We start from the raw sequence: 25,144 nt of genomic DNA, 5'->3' as shown, positions 1-25,144 counted from the left end.
GATGCGCGAGCACGGCACCCGAGCCGAGGCCGGCACCGTCAACACCCCCTGGGAAGGGGCACGATGTTCGAGATCGAAGACGTGGGCGTGTTCCTGGGCCTGGACGTCGGCAAGAGCAGCCATCACGGTCATGGGCTCACCCCGGGCGGGAAGAAGGTCTTCGACAAGCAGCTGCCCAACAGTGAACCCAAGCTGCGGGCCGTCTTCGACAAGCTGACCGCGAAGTTCGGCACCGTGCTGGTGATCGTGGACCAGCCCGCCTCCATCGGCGCCCTGCCGCTGACCGTCGCCCGCGACGCGGGCTGCCAGGTCGCCTACCTGCCCGGACTGGCGATGCGCCGGATCGCCGACCTCTACCCGGGCGAGGCCAAGACCGACGCCAAGGACGCCGCCGTCATCGCGGACGCCGCCCGCACCATGCCGCACACCCTGCGCTCGCTGGAGCTGACCGACCAGATCACCGCCGAGCTGACCGTGCTCGTCGGCTTCGACCAGGACCTGGCCGTCGAGGCCACCCGCACCTCCAACCGGATACGCGGCCTGCTCACCCAGTTCCACCCCTCCCTGGAGCGCGTCCTGGGCCCGCGCCTGGACCACCAGGCGGTGACCTGGCTGCTGGAGCGCTACGGTTCCCCGGCCGCCCTGCGCAAGGCCGGCCGCCGCAGACTCGTGGAGCTGATCCGTCCAAAGGCCCCGCGCATGGCCACCAGGCTGATCGACGACGTCTTCAACGCGCTCGACGAGCAGACCGTCGTCGTTCCCGGGACCGGCACCCTCGACATCGTCATCCCCTCCCTGGCCGCCTCGCTGGCCGCTGTCCACACCCAGCGCCGGGCGATGGAAGCCCAGATCAACGCCCTGCTGGAGGCTCACCCTCTTTCCCCGGTCCTGACGTCGATGCCCGGCGTCGGCGTCAGGACCGCCGCCGTCCTGCTGGTCACCGTCGGCGACGGCACCAGCTTCCCCACCGCCGCCCACCTCGCCTCCTACGCCGGCCTCGCCCCAGCCACGAAGCAGTCCGGGACCTCGATCCATGGCGAACACGCACCCCGAGGCGGAAACCGGCAGCTCAAACGGGCGATGTTTCTCTCCGCCTTCGCCTGCATGAACGCCGACCCGGCCTCCCGCGCCTACTACGACAAGCAACGCGCCCGCGGCAAGACCCACACCCAAGCCCTCCTCCGCCTCGCCCGCCAACGCATCAGCGTCCTGTTCGCCATGCTCCGCGACGGCACCTTCTACGAATCCCGGACACCGACGGACGTCGAGCTCGCCGCTTAGCCTCAGCGAGCCCGAACCACCCGAAACCCGACACAGGTGCCTTGACGAAAGACATAGAGGCACCCCCCGGCGTGTCGTTCGGGTGTCTCCAGCGGGCGCAGCGGGCGGGCCTGGGGTCGAATCGGGGCATGGCTTCCTATGACAGGCTCCGTGCGGGCGGCTCCCCGAGGCCGCTGGAGACCGGTGACACCTGGTGGTACGCCGCCGTGGCCGGCGAGGCCGCCGGCTCGTTCAGCACGCGGGTCCGCACCCGGACCCGCCGTGCCTGCCTCGGGGCCGTCCTCCTCCTCACGGTCGTCTACGCGGGACTCGTGCTCACCGCGACCGGCCGCCGCTGGGGGGACGCCGCCGTCACCGGCCGGCGCGCGGACGGGACCGCCGCCGCCGTGCTCCGCGACCACCCCTCGCTCGCCGGCCTCACCACCCTGTCCCTGGTCCTCGGTTGTGTCCTCCTGCTCGCCGTCGGCCTCGTGCGCAAGCGGTACGCCCTCACCGCCGCGGCCACCGGCGCGGTCGTCACCGCCCTCGCCGTCACCGGGCTGCTCCAGCGGTACGCGCCCAGGCCCCGCCCCGTCGACACCGTCGGCGGCCTCGACCCGAGCGGCTTCCCCAGCTTCCAGACCGCCCTCGCCCTCGGCCTCGCCCTCGCGCTGGTCCTGGTCGTCCCGTACCGGCTGCGCGCGCTCGCCGTCGGCGCGGGCACGCTCTGGGCCGTCGGCGTCGGCGCCTACACCATCGCCGCCGGGCAGCACCGGCCCGGTGACGTCATCGCCGCCGCCCTGGTGGCCCTCGCCGTCACCTCCGGGCTCCTCGCCCTCCTCGCCCGGAAGGGCAAGGTCCGCCCCGGCCCACGGCGCGGTCCCGCCCTGCCCGGCCTTCCCGTGACCGTCCCGCTCGCCCTCCTCGCGCTGGTCGGCCTCGGCGCCGGGTTCTGGCTGCTCGGCGACGCCCTCGCCCTGCCCGCCACTGCCCCGTACGACCCGGTCGAGCTCCGCCTCGCGCACCGCTGCGGCCAGGCCCTCGCCGCAGGGGTGGTCGCCGCTGCCGGCTTGACCCTGCTCACGGTGCTGCGGCGCGTCGACGTGGACGGCGGCCCCGCCCCGTACCGGCTCGGCGGTCCCTTCGTGGAGGCCGCGGGAGTCCCGCACGACGCGGAGCTCGTGGGGCCCTTTACCGAGGACCGCGATCACGAGATATCTTGATGTCGAGCAATCTCGCATACGCAGACGTGGAGCGGAGCACCTGGTGACTGACTCGACCATCATCTACACCCACACTGACGAGGCGCCTGCCCTGGCGACGTACTCGTTCCTGCCCGTGATCCAGGCGTATGCCTCGCAGGCCGGCGTCACGGTCGAGACGCGTGACATCTCCCTCGCGGGCCGCATCATCGCCGTCTTCCCCGAGTTCCTGGAGGAGGGCCAGCGCATCGCCGACGCCCTCTCGGAGCTCGGCGACCTGGCCAAGACGCCCGGCGCCAACATCATCAAGCTGCCGAACGTCTCGGCGTCCATCCCGCAGCTCAAGGCCGCGATCGCCGAGCTCCAGGCCCAGGGCTACGCCCTCCCGGACTACCCGGACGACCCGCAGACGGACCAGGACAAGGACGTCCGCGCCCGTTACGACAAGATCAAGGGCTCGGCCGTCAACCCGGTCCTGCGCGAGGGCAACTCCGACCGCCGTGCTCCGGGCTCGGTCAAGAACTACGCCAAGGCGCACCCGCACCGCATGGGCGCCTGGACCTCCGAGTCCAAGACCAACGTCGCCACGATGAGCGAGAACGACTTCGCCTCCACGGAGAAGTCGGTCGTCATGGAGAAGGACGACACCCTCCGCTTCGAGTTCGCCGCCGCCGACGGCACCGTCAGCGAGCTCCGCGCGCCGCTGAAGGTCATCGCCGGCGAGGTCGTCGACGCCGCCGTCATGCGCGTCGCCGCCCTGCGCACCTTCCTCGGCGAGCAGGTCGCCCGTGCCAAGGCCGAGGACGTGCTCTTCTCCGTGCACCTCAAGGCCACGATGATGAAGGTCTCCGACCCGATCGTCTTCGGCCACGTGGTGCGCGCCTTCTTCCCGAACACCTTCGCCACGTACGGCGAGGCGCTCGCCGCCGCGGGCCTCTCCCCGAACGACGGCCTCGGCACCGTCCTGGGCGGCCTGGACGCCGTCCCGAACGGCCTGGGCGCCGAGATCAAGGCCTCCTTCGAGGCCGAGCTCGCGGAGGGCCCCGCCCTCGCGATGGTCGACTCCGACAAGGGCATCACCAACCTGCACGTGCCGTCCGACGTCATCGTCGACGCCTCGATGCCGGCCATGATCCGCACCTCCGGCCACATGTGGGGCCCCGACGGCCAGGAGGCCGACACCCTCGCGGTCCTCCCGGACCACAGCTACTCCGGCGTCTACCAGGCCGTCATCGAGGACTGCCGTGCCCACGGCGCCTTCGACCCGGCGACCATGGGTTCCGTCCCGAACGTCGGCCTCATGGCGCAGAAGGCCGAGGAGTACGGCTCCCACGACAAGACCTTCGAGATGGCGCAGGCCGGCACCGTCCGCCTCGTCGACTCCGAGGGCAACGTCGTCCTGGAGCAGGAGGTCGCCGAGGGCGACATCTTCCGCGCCTGCCAGACCAAGGACCTGCCCATCCAGGACTGGGTCAAGCTCGCCGTCACCCGCGCCCGCGCCACCGGCGCCCCGGCCGTCTTCTGGCTGGACGAGAACCGCGCCCACGACGCGCAGCTCATCGCCAAGGTGAAGCAGTACCTGCCGGAGCACGACACCGAGGGCCTGGACATCAAGGTCCTCTCCCCGGTCGAGGCCACCGCGTTCTCCCTGGAGCGCATCCGTCGCGGCGAGGACACCATTTCCGTCACCGGAAACGTCCTCCGCGACTACCTGACCGACCTCTTCCCGATCCTGGAGCTCGGCACCAGCGCCAAGATGCTGTCGGTCGTCCCGCTGATGGCGGGCGGCGGCCTCTTCGAGACCGGCGCCGGCGGTTCCGCCCCCAAGCACGTCCAGCAGCTCGTCAAGGAGAACTACCTCCGCTGGGACAGCCTCGGCGAGTTCTTCGCCCTGGCCGCCTCCTTCGAGCACCTCGCGACGAGCACGGGCAACACCCGCGCCCAGGTCCTGGCCGACACCCTCGACCGCGCCACCGGCACCTTCCTCAACGAGGACAAGTCGCCGACCCGTCGCCTCGGCGGCATCGACAACCGCGGCAGCCACTTCTACCTGGCCCTCTACTGGGCCCAGGAGCTGGCCGAGCAGACCGACGACGCCGAGCTGGCCAAGGCCTTCGGCCCGCTCGCGGAGACCCTGACCGCGAACGAGCAGAAGATCGTCGACGAGCTGATCGCCGTCCAGGGCGTTCCGGCCGAGATCGGTGGCTACTACCAGCCCGACCCGGCCAAGGCCGCGGCCGTGATGCGCCCGTCCACCACCTTCAACGAGGCCCTCGGTTCCCTCGCCTGATCCGGCGCGCGACCCGCACCGCCCCGGCCGGAACTCCTCCGGCCGGGGCGGTCCCGTCAGTGGCGCAGATGGATTCCGGGTGTGAACCTGGATGGATGAGTTGGGCATCTTGGACGACCGCCGGTGTTTACACCGGGCGAGGTGGGGTGCTGACCGACGAGGCCGGCGTCGTCACGGGCGATCTGACCGTGCACACGACGTGGGCCGAGCGCGAAGCACGCGTGGCCGTGCAGTACAGCGGCGCGTCCGACTGGTTCACCATGTCGGGCAGTCCGGTTCCGTGCGCATCGGAGGAGGAGAGCCGCGACCTGCACGACGCCGTCGTGGCAGCGGTTCGGAAGGGCAACGGGGCCACCGTCCCGACCCTGCCCGCCGCACCACCGGTGTAGGGTCCCGCGCCGGGCACCGGAGCACCGGACGCGAGACGCACCGGAAGAAAGTGTTATTCCTCCCGAGCCCACGGGTCTCCGCAGGAAGGGGGACTCGGACCCAGGGATGAGGGAGCAGAGCCATGCACAGCGACGAGCGACGCACCACCGTGCTCGTGGAGGCGGCCAGGGCCGGTGACGCGCGCGCCAAGGACGAGCTGGTGCGTGCCCACTTCCCGCTCGTCCACAACATCGTCGGCCGCGCCCTCGACGGCCACGCCGACACGGACGACATCGTCCAGGAGACGATGGTCCGCGCCCTTGACGGCCTCGGCGGTCTCCGCGATCCCTCCCGCTTCCGGTCCTGGCTGGTCGCCATCGCCATGAACGGCATACGGCGCCGTTGGCGGGAGAAGCGACAGGCGCCCGTGCCCGGTCTCGACCGGGTCGCGGACCTCGCCGATCCGGCCGGTGACTTCACCGAGCTCACCATCCTCCGCCTCGGCCTCTCCGGGCAGCGCCGCGACGTGGCCCGCGCCACCCGCTGGCTCGACGAGGACGACACTGATCTCCTCGCCCTGTGGTGGTTGGAGGCCGCCGGTGAACTCACCCGCGCCGAGCTCGCCGAGGGCCTCGGCATCCCCCCGCGGCACGCTGCCGTCCGCGTGCAGCGGATGAAGGAGCGCCTCGACACCGGACGTGCCGTGGTGCGGGCCCTGGACGCCCTCCCGCAGTGCCCGGAGCTGGCGACGATCCTGGAACCCTGGGACGGCAGCCCCTCGCCGCTCTGGCGTAAGAGGATCGCCCGCCACCTGCGGGCCTGCGCCGCCTGCACCTCCCGCGCGACCGGTCGCCGTGGCCTCGCCCCCGTCGAGGGCCTGCTCGTCGGGATCGGCCTGGTGCCGCCGCTGGCCGCTGCCGCATCCACGCACGGGCCGGCGACGGAGTACGCGGCGCACGCGCAGGTTCCCCCTCCGGAACACTCCGCGCCCGCCGTCCCCCCGGACGGCGGGCGCGCGGCCCCCTCCTCCCCGCACGGAACCTCCGGGCAGACCGGCCCCGCCCACCGTGCCCCCGCCCGGGACGGCCGATGGAACCCGATGCGGCGCGCGACCGCCGCCGGGGCCGCGGCCGTCGCCGTCCTCGGGGCGGTCGTCCTCCTTGCACCGCCCGAACCTGAGGCGCGACTCAAGCCCGAGTCGACGGTCGCCGCCCCTCCGCCCACGACCGTCCCGACCCCGGTCCCGCCGAGCCCGGTGGTCACCACCACCCCTCCCGCGCCGACGACCACCCCCCCGACCCCCCGGGCCACCACGCCGCCCCCGCCCGCGCCCGGACCGGGGGAGCAGGTGACCGCACTGGTCAACCAGCTGCGTGCGAAGGCCGGTTGCCCGGCGCTGCGGACCGACCCCCGGCTGGTCCGGGCCGCCCGTGACTACGCCCGGGACATGGTCGCGCGCGGCTACTACGGTCACAGCAGCCCCGAGGGCGACTTCGCGGACGCCCGGATCACTGCGGTCGGGTACGAGTGGAGCGCCTGGGCCGAGAACCTGGCACGGGGGGTGAGGGACCCGTCGACCGTGGTCGAGGACTGGCGGGACGGCGCGATGCACGAGGAGAACATGCTGAACTGCCGCTACCGGGACACCGGCGTGGCGTCGGTGCCCGGTCCCGGCGGCACGATCTGGGTGCAGAAGCTCGCCGCTCCCGCCTCCTGAGCCGGGGCGGGGGCCCGGCCGAACCGGGGGCACGGGATCAGCGTCTGGTGCCGAAGTCCTGTACCCACCAGGGGCCGTTGGTGCTGAGGGTCACTCCGACGCCGATGTCCTCGAACGCACAGTTGAGGATGTTCGCTCGGTGGCCGGGACTGTCCATCCAGTCCTTCATGGCCCGGGCCGGGGTCTTCGGCCCGCGATGGATGTTCTCCCCCCAGGACGACCACGTGTAACCGGCGCTGCTCATCCGGTCACCCGCGTCCCGGCCCTCCGGGCTGTGGTGCTCGTAGTATCCGCGGGCGGACATGTCGTCGGAGTGCTCCTGGGCGGCCCTCCGGAGCCGCTGCACGGACCGGAGCGGACTGCAACCGGCCTTCTTCCGCTCGGCGTTGGCCAGGGCGACGACGTCCTGGACGTACCGGGCGGTGGTGCCGACCGCCGTCGGCCGTTCCGGGGCGGAAGCGGAGACCACCGTCGTGCCGGTCGCCGGGGCGGCCACGTACGTTCCGGTCGCCACGGTGAGCGCCGCGGCCGCACTGCCGACGGCCAGGACCGCGGCGCGGAACGACGGGCGGTGCGACGCGTGCCGTCGCCCCCCACCGCCTCTGCGGCGCCGGCCACCGGAGCCCCTCACCGCCCGGAGCCGCCCCGGGGGCTCGGGGCGCACGCGGTTCCCGGGGTGTTCGGGGCGTTCGGGGTGTTCGGGACGGTCGTGGTGCCGCATGGAGCTCCGCTCTCTCGCCGAGGTCGCCGGACGGACCGGTGCCGGGACGGCCACCGGGGCGACGGCGGTAACACTTTCCGTCCCCGACCGGTCCGACACTCCTCGTCAACGCGGCGCGTCAACGACCTCCCGGAGCCGTCATCCCTGCGGGACGACCGCCACCGGGCAGGGCGCGAGGTGGAGCGCCGCATGCGCCACGGAACCGATCCGGGGGCCGAGGGCCCCTCGGCGAGCCCGACGACCGACCACCAGCAGTTGGGCACCGCCCGAGGCGGAGAGCAGGACCTGTCCGGCGCTGCCCAGCTCGACGTGCTCGATCACCGGTACGTCGGGGAACCGCTCCCGCCAGGGCGCCAGCGCCTCGCGCAGTTCCTTCTCCTCGTACGGGACGAGCCCGCCGGCCTCGTCCGCGAGCCGCATCGACGCCGGGCTGTACGCGTACAGCGGCGGCAGGCTCCACGCCCGCACGGCCCGCACCGACGCCCCGCGCGCCGCGGCGGCCTCGAAGGCGAAGCCGAGTGCCGCAGCGCTGTCCTCCGGGCTGCCGAGCTGGCCGACGAGCACGTACCCCGAGGGGGGTTCGGCCGGCTCGCCGTCACGGGACCGGACGGCGACGACGGGACGGGAGGCGGCGGCGATGATCTGCTGCCCGTACGAGCCCAGCAGGAAACCGGTGACGGCCCCGTGCCCGCGTGAGCCGATGACCAGCATCTCGGCCCGTTCCCCGATGCCGAGCAGCGCGGCGACCGGGACGTCGGGGAGCAGTTCTGCGGTGAGGGTGAGACCCGGGTGGCGCTGCGCGATGGTGGCCTCGGCCTCGTGCAGGACGGCACGGGCCGCACGCTGCTGGGTCTCGGGGTCCTGGACGAGGGGCAGGTCGAGGGGTTCCCAGCGCCAGGCGTGCACGAGTCGCAGCGCGAGCCCCCGGTGTTCGGCCTCGCGGGCGGCCCAGTCCGCCGCGGCCAGGCTCTCCGGGGAACCGTCGACTCCTGCGACGATCTCACGACTCATCGGGCTGCCTCCGTCGGTGCGATGACGGGCCCGCCGACCGGCTGGCCCTCCTGCACCCCATTCTGGGTCCAACGGCGGTGCGCGGAGAGGGCCGGACGTCCCGACCCGCCGGTCCGTCCGGCCCCCGTCCCCGGAGCGGAGGTGCCGGTGGTGCGGGTGGGGAGCGGCGTCCCGGACGCGGGCGCCCTCGGGACGGTGCCCCCGTGTCGCGCTGCCGGGACCCCGCCCGTGCGGCGCGCCGGGCCCACGGGCACCGCGCCGGGACCTTCCGGGGCGGTGCCCGACCGGGACCTTTTCCTGCCGGGGGAGACCACGGCCGTCAGCCGATGCGGTGGCCCGCCAGGGGGGCCGTTTCGTCGCCGGTGCCCGCACGCACCCCGCGCAGGAACGCCTCCAGGGCTTCCAGGGAGCTGGTCGACGGTTCCCACCCCAGTTCCCGCCGGGCCCGCTCGGTGGCGAGCAGCGGGAGGTGGCGCAGCGCGTCGAAGAGTCCCGGTGAGGCCGGGGCCAGCCGCAGCCGCCAGGCCGCGGACAGGGCCCCCCGTACCGCCGCTGCGGGCACCTTGACCGTTCGGGCGTGGAGGAGGTCCCCCAGCAACGCCGCGTCGACCACCGGTTCCGCGGCGAGGTTGAACGCCCCCCGGACGTCCCGGAGGAGCGCCCTGAGATAGGCGTCGGCCGCATCCTCGGTGTGCAGGACCTGGAAGCGGAGGCCCGTGAACTCCGGGAGCAGCGGCAGCAGATCGGGGCGCACCAGCTGTCCGGGGAAGAACCGGCCCGCGAAGATCCGCCGTTGTCCGCTCGCCGCCTCTTCCTTGAACAGGAAAGCCGGGCGCATCCGGACCACCCGGGTCAACGGGTGGTCCCGCTCGAACGTGTCGAGCACCCGTTCCAGATAGGCCTTCTCCCGGGTGTACGCGGCCCCCGGCCAACCGTGCGTCGGCCAGGCCTCGGACACCGGGGCGCCGCCCTCGGGGCCGGGGGAGTACGCGCCCACCGACGAGGCGTGCACCAGGACGGGCACCCGTGCCGCCGCCACCGCCTCGAAGAGGCGGACCGAGCCCAGGACGTTGGTCCGCCAGGTCTCCACCGGATCGTGGGTCGGGCCGAACCGCCAGGCCAGGTGGACGACCGCATCCGCATCCGCCACGTACTGGGCGAGCCGGGGCTCGTCCCCCTCGCGGGAGAGGTCCAGCTCGGCCCACTCCACGCCCGGGAGGGCCAGGTCCGGGCGGCGCCGGGCGATCCCGAGGACCGAGCCGACGGTCGGCTCGCGTGCCAGCAGCCGGACCAGGCTCGTCCCCACGTTGCCGGTGGCGCCCGTGACGACCACGCGCGAAATCGTGCTCGGGTTCATGGTTCCGACCCTCCGCCATGAGCAGCCGGAGCGCACGCCGACGGCCCGTGACGGGAGTTCGGTCACCCAGCGTGTCCGCATGGGTCGCGGACGTGGCCGCCGACCGCGACGATGGACCGCACCAGGAGACAGGAGACCCCCATGCTGCTGCCCGACAGGAACGCGGTCGACCGGTTGCTGCGGCACTTCCGCGACCAGGAGCGGACGGTGTTGAGCAGGCCGTGCGACCCGTCGGCCCGTCGGCGCTTCGAGGACACGGCGTACACCTTGTGCGTCCTCATGGGAGAACGCACCGCACGCCAGGCCGTCCTCGCTGCCGAGCGCTATGTGACGGCGGGTGGAGATCAGAAATCGAGAAGCGCCGCCCCGGTGCCGCCACTAGCGTGACCGCAGGGCCTCCGCCCCGCTGCACGACGGGTCCACGGGCCGACGCGGAGGGCCCGCTGTCAGGGACCGCGCGAGAGCTGGAGACCACGAATGAGCAAGGCCTTGCGGACGGACGTGTCCACGTCCGTTCCCGATGTCGCCGACCGGCACGACCTGATCCGTGTGTACGGCGCCCGGGAGAACAACCTCAAGGACGTCAACGTCGAGATCCCGAAGCGCCGCCTCACGGTGTTCACCGGCGTCTCCGGATCGGGCAAGAGCTCCCTCGTGTTCGACACGATCGCCGCCGAGTCGCAACGTCTGATCAACGAGACCTACAGCGCCTTCGTCCAGGGCTTCATGCCGAGCCTCGCCCGCCCCGAGGTCGACGTGCTCGAAGGCCTGACGACCGCGATCGTCGTCGACCAGCAGCGCCTCGGCGCCGACCCCCGTTCCACGGTCGGCACCGCCACCGACGCCCATGCCATGCTCCGCATCCTCTTCAGCCGCCTCGGGGAGCCGCACATCGGCCCGCCCAGCGCGTACGCCTTCAACGTCCCCTCGGTCCGGGCCAGCGGCGCGATCACCGTCGAGCGCGGCAACCAGAAGACGGAGCGGGCGACCTTCGAGCGGACCGGCGGCATGTGCCCGGGGTGCGAGGGGCGGGGCACGGTCTCGGACATCGACCCCTCCCAGCTCTACGACGACGCCAAGTCGCTCGCCGGCGGCGCGCTCACCGTTCCCGGCTACACCGCGGGCGGCTGGAACCACCGGCTCTACAGCGAGTCGGGCTTCGTGGACCGGGACAAGCCGATCCGCGAGTACACCGCCGAGGAACTCCGGAACTTCCTGCACCACGAGCCGGTCCGGATGAAGATCGCCGGCATCAACATGACCTACGAGGGTCTGATCCCGCGCATCCGGAAGTCCTTCCTGGCCAAGGACAAGGAAGGAATGCAGCCCCACGTCCGGGCGTTCGTCGAGCGGGCGGTCACCTTCACCACCTGCCCCGACTGCGACGGCACCCGCCTCAGCGAGGGCGCCCGAGCCTCCAAGATCAAAGGGATCAGCATCGCCGATGCCTGCGCCCTGCAGATCGACGACCTCGCCGCCTGGGTCCGCGAGCTCGACGAACCCTCCGTGGCGCCACTGCTCACCGCACTCCGGTCGACCCTCGACTCGTTCGTGGAGATCGGCCTCGGCTACCTCTCCCTGGACCGACCCTCGGGCACGCTGTCGGGCGGCGAGGCACAGCGCGTCAAGATGATCCGCCACCTCGGCTCCGCGCTCACCGACGTCACCTACGTCTTCGACGAGCCCACCATCGGACTGCACCCGCACGACATCCGACGGATGAACGGCCTCCTCCGCCAGCTCCGCGACAAGGGCAACACGGTGCTCGTCGTGGAGCACAAGCCGGAGGCGATCGCGATCGCCGACCACGTCGTGGACCTCGGTCCCGGCGCCGGCACGGACGGCGGCACCATCTGCTTCGAGGGCACCGTGGAAGAGCTGCGCGCCGCCGACACCGTCACCGGCCGCCACTTCGACGACCGGGCGGCCCTGAAGGGGACGGTGCGCAGGCCCACCGGAGCCCTGGAGATCCGGGGTGCCTCGGTGCACAACCTCCGGGACGTCGACGTCGACGTCCCGCTCGGGGTGCTCACCGTCGTCACCGGGGTCGCCGGTTCCGGCAAGAGCTCGCTCGTCCACGGCTCGCTCCCCGCGGGGGAGGACGTGATCTCCGTCGATCAGGGGGCGATCCGGGGCTCCCGGCGGAGCAACCCCGCCACCTACACCGGGCTGCTGGACCCGATCCGCAAGGCCTTCGCCAAGGCCAACGGCGTCAAGCCGGCGCTGTTCAGCGCCAACTCCGAGGGTGCCTGCCCCACGTGCAACGGCGTGGGCGTCATCTACACCGACCTCGGCGTGGTGGCGGGCGTCTCCTCCCCCTGTGAGGACTGCGGGGGCAAGCGGTTCCAGCCCTCGGTGCTCGGGTACCTCCTCGGCGGCCGGGACATCAGCGAGGTGCTCGCCATGTCCGTGACCGAAGCCGTGGAGTTCTTCGGCTCCGAGGGGGCACGCATCCCGGCCGCGCAGCGGATCCTCGACCGGCTGGCCGACGTCGGCCTCGGCTACCTGAGCCTCGGCCAGCCGCTCACCACGCTCTCCGGCGGCGAGCGGCAGCGGCTCAAGCTGGCCACGCACCTGGGTGACGGGGGAGGGGTCTACGTCCTCGACGAGCCGACCACCGGCCTCCACCTCGCGGACGTCGAACAACTCCTCGGTCTGCTCGACCGCCTCGTCGACTCCGGCAAGTCCGTCATCGTCGTGGAGCACCACCAGGCGGTCATGGCCCATGCCGACTGGATCATCGACCTCGGCCCCGGCGCCGGCCACGACGGCGGTCGGATCGTGTTCGAAGGCACGCCGGCGGACCTCGTCGCAGCCCGGTCCACCCTCACCGGAGAGCACCTCGCGGAGTACGTCGGCGCCTGAGCGGAACCGTGCCTGCCGTCCGGGGCCCGGGGCCCACGCCGGGGCGCCCGCCGTCCGTCGGCGTGACGGAGTGCGGGGCAGGGGCACCGCCCGCTCGCATGCACCGCCCGCTCCTCCTCGCCCCGGGCCGCACCCTCCGTCCCGTCGGCGGGTGCGGTGTCCGTCACCGCACCCTTCCCTCACCGCAGGGGGCCGTGCGGACCGGTTCCCGAACGGCTCTCCCGCGGGCCGGCAGCCGGACCGTGCGGCGCCCACCGAACCGTCGCCGGCACGACCCCGGTTCGATGTCTCCAGTGGCGCCGCACGACCGGCGGTCCTCGATGGCGCAGGGGTCAGGCCCGCTGGCCCGCCCAGCGCCGCCACCCCCACAGGGCGAGCGCGGCCCCGCAGGCCGAGCCCACCAGCGCCAGGGGAAGCCAGGCCGACGGACCGGGCTCCTCCGACTCCCCGGAGGTCTTCCGGGGAGAAACGACCGACATCGGCTCCGCCCCGGCCCGGGGCGCCGGACCCGCGGCCCGGACCCCGTGGTCGTCACGGGCCACTGCCACGGCCCGGGCCTCCGATTCGGCCGTGGCCTTCGCCCGTGCCGGAGCCAGCGTGCCCACCGGCTGCACCTGCCCGGACGCCTCGAAACCCCAGTCGAGCAGCGCCCGTGCCTCCTCGTACACGGCGAAACCACCGCCCGCCTGGGGATTCATCACCGAGACGACCAGGGTCCGGTCGCCCCGGCGGGCCGCTGAGATCAAGGTGTTGCCCGCGTTGCTCGTGTAGCCGTTCTTGATCCCGAGCAGCCCCGGGTAACGGGTCACGCCGTTCTCTCCCGTCAGCAGCCGGTTGGTGTTGGCGATGCCGTACGACCAGGAACCCGCCGGGAAGTCCGCGTACCGCGTCGAGCAGTACCGCGCGAACGCGGGGTCCTGGAGCCCGGCACGTCCGAAGACCGCCAGGTCGTACGCCGAGGACACCTGGCCGGGGGCGTCGTAGCCGTCCGGGGAGACCACGTGGGTGTCCTCGGCGCCCAGCGCGCGGGCCTTCTCCTGCATCTGCCGGGCCATGGAATCCCAACCGCCGTTCATGGCGGCCAGCACGTGCACGGCGTCGTTCCCCGAGCTGAGGAAGACGCCGTTCCACAGGTCCGAGACCTTGTACGTGTACCCCTCCTTCACTCCGACCAGGCTGCTGCCCGCACCGATTCCGGTCAGCTCGGAATCGGCCACGGTGTGCTGCTCGGAGGGCTTGTGGTGGGGCAGTGCGGTCAAGGCGAACAGCGCCTTCAGGGTGCTGGCCGGCGGCAGCTTCCGATGGGCGTTCCGCGCGGCGAGCACATCGCCCGAGGAGGCGTCCGCCACCACCCAGGACAGGGCGGAGACGGAGGGCACGGCAGGGGCGCCCGGCGCCCCCTGCACCTGTACGCCCTTCCGGTCGAGCCGGGCCGGGTCGACGAACCGGCGCACGGGGGGCGTGGGTTCCTCGACCGAAGCCGCGCCGTGCGAGACGGGGGTGACGGGGGAGGCCGTGGCCGCCGGAACGGGCAGCACGAACAGCAGCGCCGCGGTACCGGCGGCAGCTTGACGGACAGCTGACGTGACGATCATTCAGCCACCGTAAGAAGGAGGCGCGGAGCGTGCAGATCGGAGTGCGCCGACCGGACTAGCGGCCGTGGCGTACGGCGGCGCGTCGTGCGTCCGCCCGGGTGGCGTCCGGACGCGGACAGGCCCCGGCGGCCGTGGCGGAGAGGACCGGTACCACCCGGCCGCGGCGCCGGGCACAACGGCGCCGCGGCCCTCGTCCGGACCGCAGCGCCGTCCTTCCGGACCGGCGCCGCGACCAGCGGGACCACGGCTCTCTCCAGACAACTCCCTAGGAGGCGGGCGTCGTTGACCGTAGGATCTCACCGCTGGCACGTCGAAGCGTCCCGGGCTCGACCAGGGGGTCGGCCGCCCGTCACACGCCCGGCGTCCCCTCCCTCCTCAGGCAGGAGCCCCTCCCTTGAACACACCGCACACCACCCCGCAGCCCGGTGGATCCCCGCACCGCATGGATCCGGCGGGCGGCTGCCCGCACGCGGACAACGCCCGACTGCTCGCCGGGGGCGCCGTCACCCCGGTGGTCCTTCCCGGCGAGATCGAGGGCATGGCGGTGCTCGGCCACGACGCCCTGCGCGACTTCCTCTCCCACCCCGACGTCGCCAAGGGCCCCCAGCACTTCACGGCCCTCGCCGAGCGCCGCATCCCCGAAGGCTGGCCGCTGCTGACCTTCGCCACGGTGCCCGGCATGACCACCGCCGACGGGGTCGACCACCGTCGACTGCGCACCCTGGTCAGCAGTGCCTTCACCGCCCGCCGGGTCGAGGAGCTCCGCCCGCGGGTCGAAGCGGTCACCACGGGACTGCTGGACGGACTCGCAGAAGCCGCCCGCGCCGCCGACGGGGTCGCCGATCTGCGCCGCCACTACGCGCTGCCGCTGCCCCTCGGCGTCATCTGCGAACTCCTCGGCGTCGCCCCGGCGCACCAGGACAGGCTGCACCACCTCTCCAGCCTGGTCGTCGCGACCGACACCGAACCCGAGCGGGTCGTCGCCGCCAACCGGGAGCTCGTCGAGCTGCTGGCCTCCATCGCCGCCGCCCGGGCAGCGGCCCCCGGTGAGGACCTCACCAGTGCCCTCATCGCGGCCCGGGACGAGGGCGGCGACCGGCTCAGCCAGTCCGAGCTCATCGGCACCCTGCTCCTGATGATCATCGCGGGTCATGAAACCACCCTGAACCTGGTCACCAATGCGGTCCGGGCGCTCTGCGGCCACCGCGAGCAGCTCGCCCTGGTCGTCGAGGGCCGTGCCGGCTGGGCCGACGTGGTGGAAGAGACGCTCCGCTGGGACAGCCCCGTCAGCTACTTCCCGTTCCGCTATCCCACCAAGGACCTCACCGTCGACGGCACCCTCATCCCCCGGGGCACCCCGGTGCTCGCCGGATACTCCGCCGCGGGCCGCGACACGAAGGCCCACGGCCCGGACGCCGACCGCTTCGACCTCAGCCGTCGGCCGTCCGTGAAGCACCTGTCGCTCGGTCACGGGCCCCACTACTGCCTGGGTGCGCCGCTCGCCCGGATGGAGGCCGCGATCGCCCTGGAGGCGCTCTTCACCCGCTTCCCGGATCTCGACCTGGCCGTCCCCGAGGCGGAGCTCGCCCGGCACGCGGGCTTCGTCGGCAACAGCGTCCGGGCGCTCCCCGTCCGTCTCGGGGGCTGAACGCACCGACCGCGAAGCGCCGGTCCCGACGAACGGGCAACGGGCCCGCAGGGTGCCGGGGCGATCCGCGCCCCGGCGCCGCCGCCGCTTTCCGCCGCGCCGTTCACACGGTGCGGACTTCCCCGCCCCTTCCCGGTGCGGAGCGAGTCCTACGGGTCGACTTCTCGGCGACGCGGCTTCGCGTGCCGGCGCGTCGAGCACGAGGCAGCGTGGGACGGGGGGCCGCAGCCCAGACGCACGTGATGCTCTCCCTCGCAGTCGTCCGCGTCCCTCTGCGTCGCCGACCCGGCGTGGAGAAGGCCGTCCGTCACCGGGGTGCGGTTTCTTGCGGGTACACCGTGTCCAGGAGGTCGCGGACGAACCGGTCGAGGTCGTCCAACCCGGCTTGGGCCAGGGTGCGGGTGCCTCCGGTGAGGAGGTGGGGGATGACGGCGTGCAACGCGAGGGTGACGGCCACGGCCCGCTGGGGGGTGACGGGCAGGCCCGCCGCGCGCTGGGCCCGTGCGAAACCGGTGAAGTCGGCGGCCGCGATCGGATCGAGGATGGTGGCGAGCCAGTCCCTGCGGGCCGCCTCGGCCTGTAGCTCCAGATAGGCCAACATGCGGGGGCGGCCGGGGCCGGCGACGTTCCGGAGCAGCCCGGCGAGCAGGCCCACCAGGGCCTCGCGGTCCGTGGGTTCGGTGCCGCCGGGCATCAGCTCTGCGGCCGTCCGGTGGTACTGCTCCGCGCATCGCTCGGCCGCGGCGCGCAGCAGGGCGTCCCTGGTCGGGAAGTAGTTCTTCGTGGTGCCCAGGGGGACTGCGGCTGCGGTGTCGACGGCCCGGTGCGTCAGACCCCGTCCGCCTGCGGCGGCCAGGACCTCGATGGCGGCGTCGCCCAGCAGGTCTCGGCGGTTCCCGTTCAGCGTTGCTTCTCCTCGTTCCTCGACGCATTGCCCACGATACCCCATCTGTGGTACCCCATCTGTGGTACCACAGATGGGGTGGCATGGATCCACGGATACGGGAGCGAGGGCGTGATGACGGGATCGGTCGTTGTGGTGGGGGCGGGAGTCGGCGGGCTGGCAGCGGCAATCGGGCTGCGCCGGGCGGGTTGGCGGGTGACGCTCCTGGAGCGTCGAACCGAACTGGAGCGCTACGGAACCGCGTTCGCCCTCCATCCGACCGCGCAGGACGCCCTCGACCGCCTCGGCGTCGGCGCGGCGGTACGCCGTCGTGCAGTGCCGTACCGCTGCGCGCAGGTCCGCACCCCCGACGGGCGGGTGCTGGCCCGGCTTCCGCTGGAGCGCGTCGAACGCAAGGCGGGGCGGCCCGAACTGCTGATCTCCCGGCCCTACCTCATCGATGCGCTGGCGGACGAGTTGGCCGCCCTGGGGGGCGTCACCGTCGCGCTCGGGGAGAACGTCGTCGACGTGACCGCACTCTCGGCCGAGCACGACCTGCTCGTCGGTGCCGACGGTCTGCGGAGCGCCGTACGGGCAGCCCGGTTCGGAGCGGACAGCGCTCCCCGGGGGGTGGGTTCGACCGCCTGGATCGGCATCGCGGACTTCGCCGGCGGCGTCCACGGCGAGACCTGGGGCAAGGGCCGCTTCTTCGGCCTGACCCCGGTCGAGCCGGGCCGCACCAACTGGTACGCCGCCGTGCCCGAAGGCACCACCGCCGCGGAACTGCCCGACCTCTTCGAGGGCTGGCACGACCCCATCCCCCGCATCCTGACCGAGACCGACCGCAGCTCCTGGCTCTGCTACGAGATGCGGCACCTGTCCCCGGCCCTGCCGACCTTCGTCCACGACGGACGGGGCGGCTCGGGCGGACGCGGCGGAAGGGTCGCCCTGGTCGGTGATGCGGCCCACGCCATGACGCCCAACCTGGGCCAGGGCGCCTGCACGGCCGTCCTGGACGCAGAGGCTCTGGCCCGCGCCGTCGTCCAGCACGGCCGCACCGGTCTCCCGGCCGCCCTGCGTGCGTACGATCGAGAACGGCGCCGCAGCGCCCAGCGGGTCGCCTTCGCCTCCCGCAGCCTCCACCGCTTCGTGTCCACCGAGCACACCTGGCTCCGTGACACGGCGGCCCGCCTCCTGCCGGGCTGAGCGGAGCCGGCCTCGGGCGGGTGGGGCCGCCCCGCACGTTCAGGAGCGGCGCATGCCCCGTAGCCGTCGGTCGATCGCCACCCCGTGTCAGTGCGCTGCGCCATGATGGGCAGCGTGAACACCGAGATGTTGATAGACGTCTGGCAGCGGCTTCTCGCCGACCCCCGCAAGTCATGGGTGCTGTTCGAGCACGGCACGTGTGTCGTGCTGACCGCTCCGGAAGGGGAACTTGCCGAACAGGCCACCGACCTCATGAAGAAGTTCGGCCCGGCGCGCGCAGGCTCTTCGGCAGGAGACTTCGGGGTGATCGACCCCGAGCACGTCGAGGGATGGGTCGTCACCGGGCACCACGACGACGTCCTCACCTATGTCGGTCCCGATGAGCCCGAGGGCCGGTCGCACATCGCCGTCGGGCTGTTCGGACGCTCCAAGCGACACCGGGACGGCACCGAACTCCACGTCGTCCACGTCGAGGACGGGCGAGGCCCAGCGGAGCCGGCGCAAGCGTCGTAGGCCCGAGCCGAGGCCGATGCGGCCGGCGAGGACGGCCGGGGCGCCTCGATGGGCTCCACCACCGTGTGCACCGACCGATGACCGATCGGACGGGCTCCTACCCGGTTCGGTCCCGGGAGGTCGGAGGGGAGGCGCGCAGGGCGGAGACCAGCCGCAACAGCCGCGCCTCGTTCCCGGCGAGTCCGGCGGCGCGCAGCGCCCGGTCCGCCTCCGCCATGGGGCGGGTGAGCATCACCCCCGCGTACGGGGCGAGTCCGGGGTCGGTCAACACGGCCCGGGTGGATTCGAGCAGTCGCAGGTACGCCTGGGCCGCCGCGCGCTCGTGGACGGTGATGGTGGTCATGCCGGGCTCCCTCTCGACGGTATCGGAGCCCACCACCCTCTCGTGCGGGTCTGACAATCGGGCTCAGGCCCGACCGCCGAGCCGCTCCGCCAGTCGCTCCAGGAAGACCCGCTGGCCGGACACGAGCAGCGGAGCGGCGGCTTCCGGGGTGAACCAGCCCACCCGGTCGATCTCGGGAAACTCCTCCGGCACCCCGGACCCGGGCGGCCACTCCATGGTGAAGGTGCCGGGCACGACGGCGTCGGGGGCGAGGTCCCCCTCGACGGCCCACACCGTGACCACCTTGCCGTTCCGCTGGCGCGCCTCCCCGAGGGCGAGCCACTCGCCGTCGGGCGCCGGCAGCCCCAGTTCCTCCCGGAACTCGCGCGCGGCCGCGGCCTCGGGGGCCTCGCCGGCCGCGTACTCGCCCTTGGGGACGGACCAGGCCGCTTCCTGGCGGTTCGCCCAGAACGGTCCGCCCATGTGCCCGATCAGCACCTCGATGCCATCCGCTGCACGGCGGAAGAGGAGGAGGCCCGCACTGCGCTTGTCCGACATGCGTCCAGTCTCGTCGAGGTCCCCTGCTGCCGCAGCTTTCCGGGCGCGCTCCACCCGCTATTCCTCGGCGCCGAGCGTCACCGGGCCACCTGCCGGGTCCGTCCGGCCCGTCCACCGGGGTCCGAGTCGCACCGAACGCCAGGGGGACAGGGTGCCGCCCAGGCGCTCCCTCCGCAGCAGCACCCCGTCCTGGGCGACCGTCAGCACCGGACGCACGAGCCGTCGTTCCGCGCGGACGAGCAGGGGCGCGGCTTCGGGGCCGAGCAGACCGGGAGAGACCCAGTGCAGCGGTCCCAGCGCCGTCACCGGTACGCCACCGGAGGGCCAGGGGCGGCCGTCGAACAGCTCGTGCACCGCTCCCGCGACCGACCGCCCCTCGGCGGCGGCGACGAGTGCCGGTTCCACCCCGCGCAGGAGGTTGCCGACGGCGAAGACGCCGCGGGCCGCGGTGCGGAAGCGACCGTCCGTCAGCGGGCCCCGGCTTCCGCCCGCGAGGGGAAGCCCACGGGACCGGACCAGCTCGTGGTCCGGGATCCAGTCGTCGGTGAAGACCACGGTGTCACAGCCCAGCACGCCCGTCCGCCGGTCGGCGCCCCGGACCGCGACCCCGGTCAGCCGTTCGCGTCCGAGCAGCTCCGTCACGACCGTTCCGGCGAGGACCGGGACCGTCCGGAGCCCGGGTGCGGGGACGGAGAGTTCGGTGACCACCGCCGCCACCTCCAGCCCTGCCCCGCGGAGGGTCCGGACCGCACCGCGGGCTCCCGGGCCGCCACCGACGACCACCGCCCGCCGGCCGACGGAACCGTCCCGCCGGTCGAACCGCAGGACCGTTCGCTGCAGCTCGCCCGAGGTCAGCACGCCGGCCGGCCGCGTGCCGGGGACGAGTCGGGCACTGCGGGGCCGCTCCCGGGCCCCGGTGGCCAGGACCACGGCGCGTGCCCGGATCCGTTCGAGACCGCTGGGGGAGGTGACGTCAAGGGCGAGCGGTCCGGCCCAGCCGGTGACCGAGGTACCGGTGCGCACGACCGCCCCGGCGCGCAGCGCCGCCCGCACGGCACGCCGGGCGTACGCCGGGCCGTCCAGGGCACGCCCCGACGCGTCCGCGCCGAACCCCGTGCGGAGGCAGTGGCGGGGGGTCCCGCCCGCCACCGCCTCCCGTTCCAGGACCTCCACGTGGCCCGCGCCCGTGTCCGCGAGCCGGGCGGCAGCGGCGAGCCCGGCAGGTCCCGCGCCCACCACGAGGACGTCCACGGTCCGGTTCAACGTCCCTCCTCCCCGTACCGCGCCCGACGACGCCCGTCGATCGGCGCGCCCTCGAACAGCGCCCGCACTTCCGCGCCGCAGTAGTGGCCCTGACACCGTCCGCCGCGAGCCCGTGTCCTGCGCCGCAGCCCGTCGAGGTCCCCCGGAGGGATCGTCGAGGCGAGGGCGGCCCGGATCTCTCCCCGGGTGACCCGCTCGCAGTGGCAGACGATGCTTCCGAACTCCGCTTCCTGCGCGATGCGTTCGGCATCGCGATAGGGACGGGGGAAGGCTTCGCCGAGGTTCGGCATCCGGAGCTCGGCGAGCGGACGCTCCGGCCCCGGGCCGAGACCGCAGTCCGCGAGGAGCCCGACGACGTGTTCGGCGATGGCGAGGGAGGCGGTGAGCCCGGTGGAGCGGATCCCGCCCACCGTCACGTACCGCAGCGCGGGATGGGCCGCGATCCGGTAGTCCTCCCGCCCGGTGGCGGCCCGCAGCCCCGCGTACACGGCCGTGACCTCCTCGTCGAGCAGCGCGGGGAGCACCCGGCCGCCCTGCTCGCGCAGGCCGGCGAGTCCCTCCGCCGTCGTGCCGGTGGCGGTCTTGTCGTCGAGGTCCTCGGCGGTGGGGCCGAGCAGCACGTTCCCGTAGACCGTCGGAGCGATCAGCACGCCCTTGCCGTGCGGGCCGGGAACGGGCAGCAGGATGTGTCGGACCAGCGCGCGGGCGAACTTGTCGAACACGATCAGCTGGCCCCGGCGGGGCGTGACGGCGAAGTCCTCGCGGCCGACGAGCGCGTCGAAGGCATCGGCATGGAGGCCGCAGGCGTTGACGAGGTGACGCGCCCGCAGCACTCCGCGCCGGGTGACGAGCCGGTGGTACGGGGTGCCGGTGCGCACCTTCTCCACGCGGCAGTCGAGGTGCAGGTCCACCCCGGAACGGACGGCCTGGGTGGCGTAGGCGAGGGTCGTCGTCCACGGGCAGACCACCGATTCGCCCGGTACGTCGAGCGCGCCGAGGGCACCCGGTCCGAGGTGCGGTTCGCGCGAGGCCAGCGCGGAGGGCGAGAGGAGGCGGGTGGTGCGGTGGCCGTTGCGCTCCGCCTTCTCCGCGAGGCGGGGGAGCGTCGCCCGCTGTTCCTCGTCCCAGGCGATGAGCAGGGCGCCCAGGGGTTCCACGGGGATCCCGGTCTCCCGGGCGTATCCGGTGAGGAGGCGGTGCCCCTCGCGGACCAGCCGCGCCTCCAAGGTGCCGGGCCGCGCGTCGAAACCGGTGTGCAGGATGGCCGTGTTGGCCTTCGAGGTCCCGTCCCCGACGTCGTCCGCGGCTTCCACGAGCGCGATCCGCAGGGAGTGGCGGGCCAGGGCCCGGGCGATGGCCGAGCCCACCACACCGGCGCCGACGACCACGACGTCGTATTCCGATGCCGCGCCGGAGGGCAGCGGACCGGTCCGGGTGACGGTCATGCGGGACTCCTCGGGCCGGCGGACGCACCGCGTCCGGGCCGGTGCGCTGCTCGGACGGCCCCGCCCGGCCGGCCCCCCGCTCATGCCGCCCCGCCGGTCGCGGTCCCGGCTCCGCCGCCCGGGTCCGCCCCCTCCCGGCCGCCGCCCGAGCGTTCCACCAGCGCTGCCACCTCGGCCCGGAAGCGGGCCAACCGCTCCTCCGCCTCGTCGCCCGAGATGCGGGGCTCGTACACGGCCGAGGGCTTCCACTCCGGCACGGCCTCGCGGAGGGCGAGTCCCGGCTGCTGGCCGAGCCGGGCGACCGCTCCCACCCCGAGCGCCGTGGCGTCGGGCAGCGAGGAGACCTCGACGGGACGCTGCAGCAGATCGGCCTGGGTCTGCATGAGGAGCGCCGACCGGGTCAGACCGCCGTCGGCGCGCAGCGCGGTCAGCGGTGCCCCCCGGTCCGATGCGGCGGCCGAGGCGAGCTCCACCACCTGGGCGGCGATGCCTTCGCACAGGGCGCGCACCAGATGGCCCGGCCCGGTGTCCAGGCCCAGACCGGTGACCGAGGCGCGGACGTCCCCCCGCCACCAGGGGGCGGCGAGCCCGGCGAACGCGGGAACGAAGGTGACGCCCCCGTCGTCGGCCACGCCGTGGCCGACGGCGTCGAGCTCCTCGGCCCCGGTGACCACTCCCAGGTCGGTGAGCCAGCGCACGGCCGACGCGACCGTGTACACCTGGCCGTCCAGACAATGGGTGACGTGGCCTCCGAGCTGCCAGGCCACACAGCTCACCAGGCCGGATGCGGTGCGCCGCGGAGCGGGACCGGTCTGTGCGAGCAGGAAGGCACCGGTGCCGTAGGTGCACTTGGCGGCGGCCGGATCGTCCGCGCTCTGGGTGAGCAGGGCCGCCTGTTGGTCGACCAGGAGCCCGGTGAGCGGCAGGGCGGGGCCGAAGGCGGTCGTGGTGCCGACCTGCGCGTCACAGTCCACGATCCGGGGCAGCGCCTCGGCACCGAGTCCGTACAGGTCCAGTGCGGTGTCCGACCAGGCGACGGCGTCGAGGTCGAGGAGACCGGTCCGGCCGGCGGTTGCCGCGTCCGTGACGAACGCGCCCGTGAGTCGGTGGACCAGCCAGGCGTCGCTGGTGGTCACCACGCCGGCACCGGTGGCGTGGCGGCGGATCCAAGCCATCTTCGGGGCGGCGAAGTAAGGGTCGACCGGAAGACCGGTGAGCCGGTGCAACTCCTCGGCACGGGCCTCCAGGCCGGCGCAGACGGAGGCCGCCCTGCGGTCCTGCCAGACGAGCGCTTCGGTGAGCGGTTCACCGCTGACGGGGTCCCAGGCGAGGACGGTCTCGCCCTGGTTGGCGAGGCCCACCGCCACGACGGGTGCGCCGGCCTCGGCCAGTGCCGCCCGACCGGCCGCGACGACGGAGTCGTACAGCTCACGAGGGTCGACCTCGACGAGTCCACCGGGGAGGTGGCGGGGCCTCACCGGGGCCGTTCCCATGCCGATGACACCGCGTTCGGGGCAGAGCACGAGGGCCTTCGTGCCCGACGTGCCCTGGTCGACGGCGAGTACCGCTCCGCCCGCCACAGTCCTGCTCCCGTCCCTTGACCCCTCGGTGACCGTCCGATCACCGAAAGGGGTCAGGCTGCCGCCGTCCCGCGTTCCCCGTCAAGTCCTGGAGATCAACCACGTCAGGTTCACCGCCTTCACTGACGGAGTGTCAAATTTAGCCGATGGCTTGATAGTTGCCGTCAAAAAAGAAAGTGGACCGGTCGCATCCAGAGGCCTCTATAGTGATCGCCGATCAACGGCCGGGACGCCAGCCGGGGGACTGACCACCCCCTTTCATCCACCGAGGACCCATGTCATCCACACCACGCCCCACCCCCTGATGGCCGGGCAAGGCTTCCGGCCCGTCTACCACCCCGCGGGGCACGACCACGCCCTGCGGAACGCCGTGCAGGACCTGCGCACCGGCCGCTGGGTCTCCATGGCCCGACTGCTCGACGAGACCTCCGACTGGGACGCATGGACCCGACGCACCCAGGTGCTCGCCACCGTCGCCGCGGGCACGGACGTCATTCCCGTCTGGCAGGCGGAGCAGCCGGAGAGCCCCGCCGCCGCCGTGATGCACAGCCGGGTCGCCGTCGAACGGGCCGTCCGCGCCCACCGTGCCGGTCACGCCCGGACCCTCGAACTCTGGCAGGAGGCCTGGACCGCCTGCCGGGACGCTTCCGACCGGTCGCCCGCCGATCCCGTGCCCTGGGTCGGCCTCATCGCCCTCGCCGCCCTCGACGCGCGCCAACGCATGGCCGAACACCGGCTCGCCCCGCCGGCCCCCATGCTGCCGCCCGGTCCCTGGGGCCTCCTCGCCGAGGCGGAGAAGCGCGACCCGCACAACCGCGAGGCGCACCACCGGATGCTGCAGTTCGTGTACGCCCGCAGGCCAGGCCCCCTCTCCGAGGCCGTCAACTACGCCCAATGGGCTGCCAATTCCGCTCCGATGGGCTCCGCCCTGCACGCCCTGCCCCTCTACGTGCGCGTCGAACGCTATCGGCGCCAGCGCGGCCACGAGCGGGCGCTCGACCTGCACTGGGTCGCGGAGGACGCGGTGCGCGACGCCCGGCGCGCCCTCGACACCTGGTTCCTCTTCTGTGCCACCGACGAGGCGTCCCTGCTCGACCTCAACCACCTGGCCCACGCCCTCTTCGGCGCCCTGTGCTTCACCGATGCGGCCCGTGTCTTCGAGGCCCTCGGCCCGTACTACACGACCCTTCCCTGGGCCTACCGCACCGCCCGGCCGGATGACCGGGCACTCGCCGAAGAGGTCTTCCTGCGCGCCCGCACCCGTTGCCTCGGCGGCTGACGCCCGGTCGCCCGCCGAGTCCCGCCCCTTCCTTCCCCGTCCCGCTCTCCCGTCCCCGGA

At 73.4% G+C, this 25,144-nt stretch carries 21 protein-coding genes; 11 read left to right on the top strand and 10 right to left on the bottom strand.

Features of this window, described 5'->3' with window-relative positions:
* The first annotated feature begins 63 nt into the window (after positions 1–63).
* From ACFW22_RS02105 to ACFW22_RS02085, 5 genes are all read left to right on the top strand, one after another.
* Positions 64–1,281, top strand: coding sequence for an IS110 family transposase (locus tag ACFW22_RS02105; protein WP_386397479.1), 1,218 nt, complete (start codon positions 64–66; stop codon positions 1,279–1,281).
* Positions 1,282–1,409: 128 nt separating this feature from the next.
* Entirely contained in the window at positions 1,410–2,483 is a 1,074-nt protein-coding gene (locus ACFW22_RS02100; protein WP_386397475.1) for a phosphatase PAP2 family protein, read from the top strand.
* 43 nt (positions 2,484–2,526) lie between these two features.
* Positions 2,527–4,752 (top strand): NADP-dependent isocitrate dehydrogenase, encoded by a 2,226-nt coding sequence (locus tag ACFW22_RS02095; protein ID WP_386397473.1) that lies wholly within the window; start codon positions 2,527–2,529, stop codon positions 4,750–4,752.
* Between the two features lie 95 nt (positions 4,753–4,847).
* Entirely contained in the window at positions 4,848–5,141 is a 294-nt protein-coding gene (locus ACFW22_RS02090; protein ID WP_386397470.1) for a hypothetical protein, read from the top strand.
* A gap of 122 nt (positions 5,142–5,263) precedes the next feature.
* Complete coding sequence (locus tag ACFW22_RS02085; RefSeq protein ID WP_386397467.1) at positions 5,264–6,838, top strand: sigma-70 family RNA polymerase sigma factor; 1,575 nt, start codon at positions 5,264–5,266, stop codon at positions 6,836–6,838.
* A 37-nt stretch (positions 6,839–6,875) separates the two neighbouring features.
* Here ACFW22_RS02085 and ACFW22_RS02080 read toward each other — a convergent pair whose 3' ends face one another.
* The 3 genes from ACFW22_RS02080 to ACFW22_RS02070 form a co-directional block, all read right to left on the bottom strand.
* Positions 6,876–7,559, bottom strand: coding sequence for a CAP domain-containing protein (locus tag ACFW22_RS02080; protein WP_386397464.1), 684 nt, complete (start codon positions 7,557–7,559; stop codon positions 6,876–6,878).
* A 138-nt stretch (positions 7,560–7,697) separates the two neighbouring features.
* Positions 7,698–8,570: a universal stress protein gene (locus ACFW22_RS02075; protein WP_386397461.1), complete on the bottom strand. Its 873-nt coding sequence runs from the start codon at positions 8,568–8,570 to the stop codon at positions 7,698–7,700.
* 319 nt (positions 8,571–8,889) lie between these two features.
* Positions 8,890–9,927 carry an NAD-dependent epimerase/dehydratase family protein gene (locus ACFW22_RS02070; RefSeq protein ID WP_386397458.1) on the bottom strand — a complete coding sequence of 346 codons (1,038 nt, stop codon included), beginning with the start codon at positions 9,925–9,927 and terminating at the stop codon, positions 8,890–8,892.
* Between the two features lie 141 nt (positions 9,928–10,068).
* Here ACFW22_RS02070 and ACFW22_RS02065 point away from each other — a divergent pair, with 141 nt between their 5' ends.
* Together ACFW22_RS02065 and ACFW22_RS02060 are read left to right on the top strand one after the other, a co-directional pair.
* Positions 10,069–10,314 carry a DUF5133 domain-containing protein gene (locus tag ACFW22_RS02065; protein ID WP_386397456.1) on the top strand — a complete coding sequence of 82 codons (246 nt, stop codon included), beginning with the start codon at positions 10,069–10,071 and terminating at the stop codon, positions 10,312–10,314.
* Positions 10,315–10,404: 90 nt separating this feature from the next.
* Positions 10,405–12,792 carry an excinuclease ABC subunit UvrA gene (locus tag ACFW22_RS02060; protein ID WP_386397453.1) on the top strand — a complete coding sequence of 796 codons (2,388 nt, stop codon included), beginning with the start codon at positions 10,405–10,407 and terminating at the stop codon, positions 12,790–12,792.
* A 332-nt stretch (positions 12,793–13,124) separates the two neighbouring features.
* Here ACFW22_RS02060 and ACFW22_RS02055 read toward each other — a convergent pair whose 3' ends face one another.
* Positions 13,125–14,387, bottom strand: a complete 1,263-nt coding sequence (locus ACFW22_RS02055) for a D-alanyl-D-alanine carboxypeptidase family protein (protein ID WP_386397450.1) — start codon at positions 14,385–14,387, stop codon at positions 13,125–13,127.
* A gap of 442 nt (positions 14,388–14,829) precedes the next feature.
* Between ACFW22_RS02055 and ACFW22_RS02050 the strand changes: the two genes are divergently transcribed.
* Positions 14,830–16,035, top strand: a complete 1,206-nt coding sequence (locus ACFW22_RS02050; RefSeq protein ID WP_386397569.1) for a cytochrome P450 — start codon at positions 14,830–14,832, stop codon at positions 16,033–16,035.
* A gap of 307 nt (positions 16,036–16,342) precedes the next feature.
* Here ACFW22_RS02050 and ACFW22_RS02045 read toward each other — a convergent pair whose 3' ends face one another.
* Positions 16,343–16,939: a TetR/AcrR family transcriptional regulator gene (locus ACFW22_RS02045; protein ID WP_386397566.1), complete on the bottom strand. Its 597-nt coding sequence runs from the start codon at positions 16,937–16,939 to the stop codon at positions 16,343–16,345.
* Between the two features lie 114 nt (positions 16,940–17,053).
* Between ACFW22_RS02045 and ACFW22_RS02040 the strand changes: the two genes are divergently transcribed.
* Positions 17,054–18,124, top strand: a complete 1,071-nt coding sequence (locus ACFW22_RS02040; protein ID WP_386397563.1) for an FAD-dependent oxidoreductase — start codon at positions 17,054–17,056, stop codon at positions 18,122–18,124.
* Positions 18,125–18,226: 102 nt separating this feature from the next.
* The gene (locus ACFW22_RS02035) at positions 18,227–18,637 is read left to right on the top strand and encodes a hypothetical protein (RefSeq protein ID WP_386397560.1); all 411 of its coding nucleotides are present in this window, start codon (positions 18,227–18,229) and stop codon (positions 18,635–18,637) included.
* Between the two features lie 97 nt (positions 18,638–18,734).
* Here the strand turns inward: ACFW22_RS02035 and ACFW22_RS02030 are convergent, their stop codons facing one another.
* The 5 genes from ACFW22_RS02030 to ACFW22_RS02010 form a co-directional block, all read right to left on the bottom strand.
* Complete coding sequence (locus ACFW22_RS02030; protein ID WP_384877498.1) at positions 18,735–18,980, bottom strand: hypothetical protein; 246 nt, start codon at positions 18,978–18,980, stop codon at positions 18,735–18,737.
* Between the two features lie 63 nt (positions 18,981–19,043).
* Positions 19,044–19,517: an NUDIX domain-containing protein gene (locus ACFW22_RS02025; RefSeq protein WP_386397447.1), complete on the bottom strand. Its 474-nt coding sequence runs from the start codon at positions 19,515–19,517 to the stop codon at positions 19,044–19,046.
* Between the two features lie 57 nt (positions 19,518–19,574).
* A complete protein-coding gene (locus ACFW22_RS02020) occupies positions 19,575–20,780 on the bottom strand; it encodes an FAD-dependent oxidoreductase (RefSeq protein WP_386397444.1) in 1,206 nt (401 codons plus the stop codon).
* Positions 20,777–22,225, bottom strand: a complete 1,449-nt coding sequence (locus tag ACFW22_RS02015) for an FAD-dependent oxidoreductase (protein WP_386397442.1) — start codon at positions 22,223–22,225, stop codon at positions 20,777–20,779. Before ACFW22_RS02015 ends, ACFW22_RS02020 begins: the two co-directional genes overlap by 4 nt.
* Positions 22,226–22,305: 80 nt before the next feature.
* Complete coding sequence (locus ACFW22_RS02010) at positions 22,306–23,805, bottom strand: FGGY family carbohydrate kinase (protein WP_386397440.1); 1,500 nt, start codon at positions 23,803–23,805, stop codon at positions 22,306–22,308.
* A 304-nt stretch (positions 23,806–24,109) separates the two neighbouring features.
* On the opposite strand from ACFW22_RS02010, the gene ACFW22_RS02005 reads away from it, so the two are divergent.
* Positions 24,110–25,084, top strand: coding sequence for a hypothetical protein (locus ACFW22_RS02005; protein ID WP_386397438.1), 975 nt, complete (start codon positions 24,110–24,112; stop codon positions 25,082–25,084).
* Positions 25,085–25,144: the final 60 nt, after the last annotated feature.

Origin of the sequence: Streptomyces sp. NPDC058872, assembly GCF_042743065.1 — a bacterium.
Classification (GTDB): domain Bacteria; phylum Actinomycetota; class Actinomycetes; order Streptomycetales; family Streptomycetaceae; genus Streptomyces.
The sequence above is the reverse complement of the archived record's forward strand: the minus strand, read 5'-3'. Positions and strand labels throughout refer to the sequence as shown.